At 72.3% G+C, this 5,691-nt stretch carries 6 protein-coding genes; 4 read left to right on the top strand and 2 right to left on the bottom strand.

Annotated elements, in window-relative coordinates; genetic code table 11:
* On the bottom strand, positions 1–1,170 hold a 1,170-nt coding region (locus ACWF94_RS31415; RefSeq protein ID WP_453496122.1), incomplete at its 3' end, for an MFS transporter.
* 84 nt (positions 1,171–1,254) lie between these two features.
* Positions 1,255–1,398, bottom strand: coding sequence for a hypothetical protein (locus ACWF94_RS31410; RefSeq protein WP_453496119.1), 144 nt, complete (start codon positions 1,396–1,398; stop codon positions 1,255–1,257).
* 187 nt (positions 1,399–1,585) lie between these two features.
* On the opposite strand from ACWF94_RS31410, the gene ACWF94_RS31405 reads away from it, so the two are divergent.
* The 4 genes from ACWF94_RS31405 to ACWF94_RS31390 form a co-directional block, all read left to right on the top strand.
* Complete coding sequence (locus ACWF94_RS31405; RefSeq protein WP_453496116.1) at positions 1,586–2,128, top strand: AAA family ATPase; 543 nt, start codon at positions 1,586–1,588, stop codon at positions 2,126–2,128.
* A 377-nt stretch (positions 2,129–2,505) separates the two neighbouring features.
* A complete protein-coding gene (gene gdhA / locus ACWF94_RS31400; RefSeq protein WP_453496113.1) occupies positions 2,506–3,900 on the top strand; it encodes an NADP-specific glutamate dehydrogenase in 1,395 nt (464 codons plus the stop codon).
* 478 nt (positions 3,901–4,378) lie between these two features.
* Positions 4,379–5,443 (top strand): methyltransferase, encoded by a 1,065-nt coding sequence (locus ACWF94_RS31395; protein WP_453496110.1) that lies wholly within the window; start codon positions 4,379–4,381, stop codon positions 5,441–5,443.
* 38 nt (positions 5,444–5,481) lie between these two features.
* On the top strand, positions 5,482–5,691 hold a 210-nt coding region (locus tag ACWF94_RS31390; RefSeq protein WP_453496107.1), incomplete at its 3' end, for a hypothetical protein.

The raw sequence follows: 5,691 nt of genomic DNA, 5'->3' as shown, positions 1-5,691 counted from the left end.
CCCCCAGGGCGGCCCGGTGCCGCCCGAGAGGGCGGTCGCCACGATCGGGGTGAGCGCCCCGCCGAGTACACCGGCGAGGTTGTAGCCGACGGCGGCGCCCGTGCACCGTACACGTGGTTCGTACAGCTCCGGCAGATACGCGGCGATCACCGCGAACATCGTGAGGAAGCCGACCAGGGAGACGACAAGACCGAGGAACATCAGGACCGGCTCGGCGGTGCACAGCAGCGCGATGAAGGGGAACATCCACACGGCCGCGAACAGGCTTCCCGCCAGGCACAGCGGACGGCGGCCGAACCGGTCGCCGAGCAGCGCCGCGAAGGGGGTCAGTACGCCCTTCACGGCCACCGCCGCCATGACCAGGGTCAGCATCAGCGTCCGGCTGACGCCGAGTTGATCCGTTCCGTACGCCAGCGCCCACGTGCTCACCGAGTAGAAGACCGCGTATCCGACCGACAGGGCGCCGGCGGTCAGCAGCAGCAGGCGCCAGTGGTCCCGCAGCACCTCGACGGTCGGTGCCGCCGCCCGTCCGCCGCGCTCGGCCAGCTCGCGGAACTGGGGGGTCTCGGCCAGCGAGGTGCGCAGCAGCAGGCCGCCGGCCGCGAGCAGGCCCGCCGCCCAGAACGGCACCCGCCAGCCCCAGTCGCGGAACTGGGCATCGGTCAGGGTGGCGGACAGGGCGAGCATCGTGCCGTTGGCCAGCAGAAAGCCCAGCGGGGGTCCCATCTGGGGAAAGCTGCACCACAGCGCGCGCCGCCGGGCCGGGGCGTGCTCGGCGGTGAGCAGTACGGCACCGCCCCACTCGCCCCCGACCCCGATCCCCTGGACGAAGCGGAGTACCAGCAGGAGTAAGGGGGCGGCGATGCCGATGGACGCGTACGACGGCACACAGCCCACCGCGACGGTGGCGAGCCCGGTCGTCAGCAGGGACGCGAACAGTACCGGGCGCCGGCCGTAGCGGTCGCCGATATGGCCGAAGATCAGCGAGCCGACCGGGCGGGAGACGAAGCCGGCGGCGAAGGTGCCGAAGGCGGCGAGGGTCGCGGCCATCGGTGAGAACGAGGGGAAGAACAGCGGTCCCAGGACGAGGGCCGCGGCGGTGCCGTAGGCGAAGAAGTCATAGAACTCGATGGCGGTCCCGGCGAGGGAGGCGGACGCTACCCGCAGGATGGACGGAGCCCCACGCCGACCGGGCGCAGTCGGCGGAGAGTGGCGTTTACGCATGCCGGGCCAACTGTCACGGCAGGCCGCCGGTTACGCGCGCCGGTTGCGCCACGCCGTGGTGCGCCGGGCGTACGGCGCCCGGACCCTGACGGCCGGGCGGGCGGTGCGCGGCGGGCCGTCGAGGGGTGGCGGGCCCGAGGGGAGGTTGACGGATTCGGGTCGGCGAGTTGTCATGGATCCCAGCGTCGGATCAAGCGCCGCGGCCGTGGCCGCCCGCACGACGCCGTGGAACGAGGGCACCTCCGGCAGCCGAGCCGTTCGAGGCCCGTTCCGACCGCCGTCTCCCCCCACCGCGCCGGCGCGGGGAGACCCCCGGTGGGCCGGTGGGCATGTCCCCCACCGTAAGAAAGGCTTCCGATCCATGCGACGGTACATACTCACCGGCACCCCGGGCGCGGGCAAGACCTCGATCCTGCGGGGTCTGGCCGGTCTCGGCTACGCGGTCGTCGGCGAAGCGGCGACCGCCGTCATCGAACAGGCGCAGGCCCGGGGCGAGGACGAGCCGTGGACGAGGGAATCCTTTGTCGACGAGGTCGTGGCCCTGCAGAAGCGACGGCAGCTGCATGCCCCCGTGAGGGGCTCCGTCCAGGTCTTCGACCGGTCGCCGGTCTGTACCTACGCGCTCGCCAGGTATCTGGGGCGGCCGGTGTCCCGGGCGCTCACCGAGGAGATCGAGCGCATCACCACCGAGGGGATCTACCGGCGCCAGGTGCTCTTCGTCCGCAGTCCGGGGTTCTGTGAGCCAACCGGCGCGCGCCGGATCAGTTACGCGGAGTCGCTGGTGTTCGAGGAGATCCACGCCCGCAGCTACCGCGCGTTCGGCTATGAACTCATCGACATCCCCGCCGCCGGCCTGGCCGACCGGGTCGACGCCGTCCGCGCGGTGATCTCGCGGTCCGCCTGAGCACCTCACGGCGTCGGTGACGTCCGGCGTACGACGCCCGTACACCGACCCGGATACGCGCCGGACGAGCGCGGGGGGGGCACACCGACCGGCGGGAGGAGGGCGGCGGAGGAGGGCGGCGGGAGGAGGGCGGTGGGCCGCCCGGCCGGGCCGCGATCCCGCTGACCTCCCCCGTTCGTCCCAGTGGGCCGGGGCCGCCCGGCCTAAGCGCCGACGGGACTCATGAGTATCGTTGCAGAACGCATCCATCATTATGGGAAGGTCGCTCCTGTGTTGTCCGGTTCACCGGACGTCGGACGGCACCGGTCAAGGGCGACCGGTCGCCTCCGCACAGTTGTCGCCCTCCGTTCCCGACGTGCCGAGGAGCCCGATCACCGATGGCGCCATCTCCCCTGTCTCCCTCACCGTCCGCCGGATCACCGAACGGTGCCCAAGGCCGTGTCCTTGAGCCGCTGTACGCGCAGGTGCTGCGCCGCAACCCCGGAGAGGCCGAGTTCCACCAGGCCGTACGGGAAGTCCTGGAGAGCCTGGGACCGGTGTTCGCACGGCGGCCCGAGTTCGTCGACGCCAAGATCATCGAGCGGATCTGCGAGCCGGAACGGCAGCTGATCTTCCGGGTGCCGTGGGTGGACGATTCCGGTGAGATCCATGTCAACCGGGGCTTCCGGGTGGAGTTCAACAGTGCACTCGGCCCGTTCAAGGGCGGCCTGCGCTTCCACCCCTCGGTGAACGTCGGCATCGTCAAGTTCCTCGGCTTCGAGCAGATCTTCAAGAACGCCCTCACCGGAATGCCCATCGGCGGCGGGAAGGGCGGCAGCGACTTCGATCCCAAGGGCCGCTCGGACGGCGAGATCATGCGGTTCTGCCAGTCGTTCATGACCGAGCTGTACCGGCATCTGGGCGAGTACACCGATGTCCCGGCGGGTGACATCGGGGTGGGTCAGCGCGAGATCGGCTATCTGTTCGGCCAGTACAAGCGGATCACCAACCGGTACGAGTCCGGCGTCCTCACCGGCAAGGGTCTCGCCTGGGGCGGCGCCCAGGCCCGCACCGAGGCCACCGGATACGGATGCGTGCTGTTCACCGCCCAGATGCTGCGGACCCTGGGCGAGGACTTCGACGGGCAGCGGGTCACGGTGTCCGGCTCGGGCAATGTCGCCATCCACGCGATCGAGAAGGCACAGCAGCTCGGTGCGTCCGTGGTCACCTGCTCGGACTCCGACGGCTATGTGGTGGACGAGAAGGGCATCGACACGGAGCTGCTCAAGCTGGTCAAGAACGTCGAGCGGGGCCGGGTGGCCGACTACGCCGAGCGGCGCGGCTCGGCCGCCCGCTATGTCGAGGGTTCCGGTGTCTGGCAGGTGCCGTGCGATGTGGCCCTGCCGTGTGCGACACAGAACGAGCTGGCCGAGGCCGACGCGCTCGCGCTGGTGCGCGGCGGGGTCAAGGCGGTCGCGGAGGGCGCGAACATGCCCACCACCCCCGAGGCGTTCCGGGTTCTGCGGACCGCCGGGGTCGCCTTCGGCCCCGGCAAGGCGGCGAACGCGGGCGGGGTCGCGACCAGCGCGCTGGAGATGCAGCAGAACGCGTCGCGCGACTCGTGGTCGTTCCAGCACACCGAGGCACGGCTCGCGGAGATCATGCGGCATATCCATGACTCGTGCCACGAGACGGCCGAGCGCTACGGCCAGCCGGGGAACTACGCGGCGGGGGCGAACATCGCGGGCTTCGAGCTGGTCGCGGAGGCGATGCTGGCGCAGGGAGTGATCTGACCGGACCCCGGGGAGCCCGGGGCCCGGGAGACCGATTCCGGCGGTCCCGGGCCCCGCGCTCCGGCGGACCCGGTTCCGGGGGTCCACTCCGACCGGCCCCGGCTCCGGGGTCCACTCCGACAGCCCGGGTGCACCCCACTCCGGCCGGCGCCGGTTCCGGGGGTCCACTCCGACAGCCCCAGAGTCCGCCGGTCCGCCGGTCGGTCAGCGCCCACCCCGTCACCCCGAACCGCCGTGTGCCGGTGGTGGCGGGCCGGGCCCGGGGGAACGGGCACGGCGGCCCTTCCCGTACCACTGCCCGCGGTGCGGGCGACTCGGGCCCACCCGGGCGCACGGTGAGAAACTCTTCGGCCCGCGCATCGTTGATCACGCCGTTCCCCGTCGCCGCGCCCCGGGGCCGGCCCAGCCAGGCAACGGCGGACGGCAGGCGACAGCCCGGGAGCAATGCCGATCTGATCGACGTCCGGAGATGATTTCCATGATGACGCCCGCCGTCGTCACGCCCCGCGCCGCAGTGTCCGACCCGGGCGGTGACGCGAGGCCGCAACGCGCCGCCGCCGCCGAGTTCACCCGTGTCTTCAGCACCCCGTGGGTGGCGCTCGGCCTGTCAGCGCTGGTGGAGGTCGGTGCCGTCGAAGCGCTCGCCGACGGCCCGCTGGAGGCCGGGCGGATCGCGGAGCGCACCGCCTGCGACCCCGGTGCCCTCACCCGCTTTCTGCGGGCGGGCTGTGCGAGCGGCGTCTTCTCCCAGCCCGCGCCCGGTACCTTCGCGCTCACCGAGATGGGGCGGGTGCTCCTCCCGGACGCCCCCGGCTCCCTCCACGGACTGCTGCGCCTGCTGACGACCGAGGAGTTCCTCCGCCCCTGGACGGCCGCGGCGCACACCCTGCGTACGGGCAGGCCCGCGTTCGACAGCGTCTACGGCATGCCGATGTACGACTATGTCGCCGGACGGCCCGCGCTCGCCGAACTGTTCCAGCGGGCCATGAACACCTCGACGGCCACCGATGTCCTCCTGGCCGCACACGACTTCTCCGGGGACCGGCACATCGTCGATGTCGGCGGCGGCCACGGCGCGCTGCTGGCCGCGGTGCTCGCCGAGCACCGCCAGCTCACGGGTACCCTGTTCGACCTCCCCCATGTGGTGGGCTCCGCGGGGGAGGTCCTGGAGCGGGCGGGAGTCGCCGGCCGGTGCGCCCTGAGCCCCGGGAGCTTCTTCGAGCAGGTGCCGGGCGGCGGCGATGTCTATCTGCTCAGCCGGGTGCTGCACAACTGGGACGACGACGACACCGTCCGTATCCTGCGCTCCGTCCGCGAGGCCATGCCCGGCGGGGCCCATGCGCTGATCGTGGGGCTCGTGCCCGATCCAGGGGACCGTACCGCGATCATCCCCGCGGTCGATCTGATGGTGCTGACCATGTTCGGCGGCCACAACCGGGGCCGCGCCGACTTCGCCCCGCTGCTGGCCCGCGCGGGCCTGCGGGAACACCGGTTCATCCATCACCCCGACACCGAGTCCGTTCTGGACGTCGTCGCCCTGTGAACGCCGCCCCCACCACGCCTGTCCCCCCGAGGAGTGCCGTGCTGCCCCTGCAACCCAGCCTCGATGTCTACGCGGGCCGCGATCGCGAGGAGGTTCTCGCAGCGCTGGACGCCGGACGCCGGGGCGGGACCGGGCCCGCCAGACTGGCCGTCGCCACCCTCGGGGCCGCGCACTCACGGCCGGGGCGGTTCCTCGGGCAGCCGTCCGCCGACGGCCCGGACCGCTCCCCCCACCGGCAGCTCCTGAGC

The organism is Streptomyces sp. NPDC055078, assembly GCF_053607985.1.
Note: the sequence above shows the minus strand (reverse complement) of the source record. Positions and strands in the feature narration are given on the sequence as shown.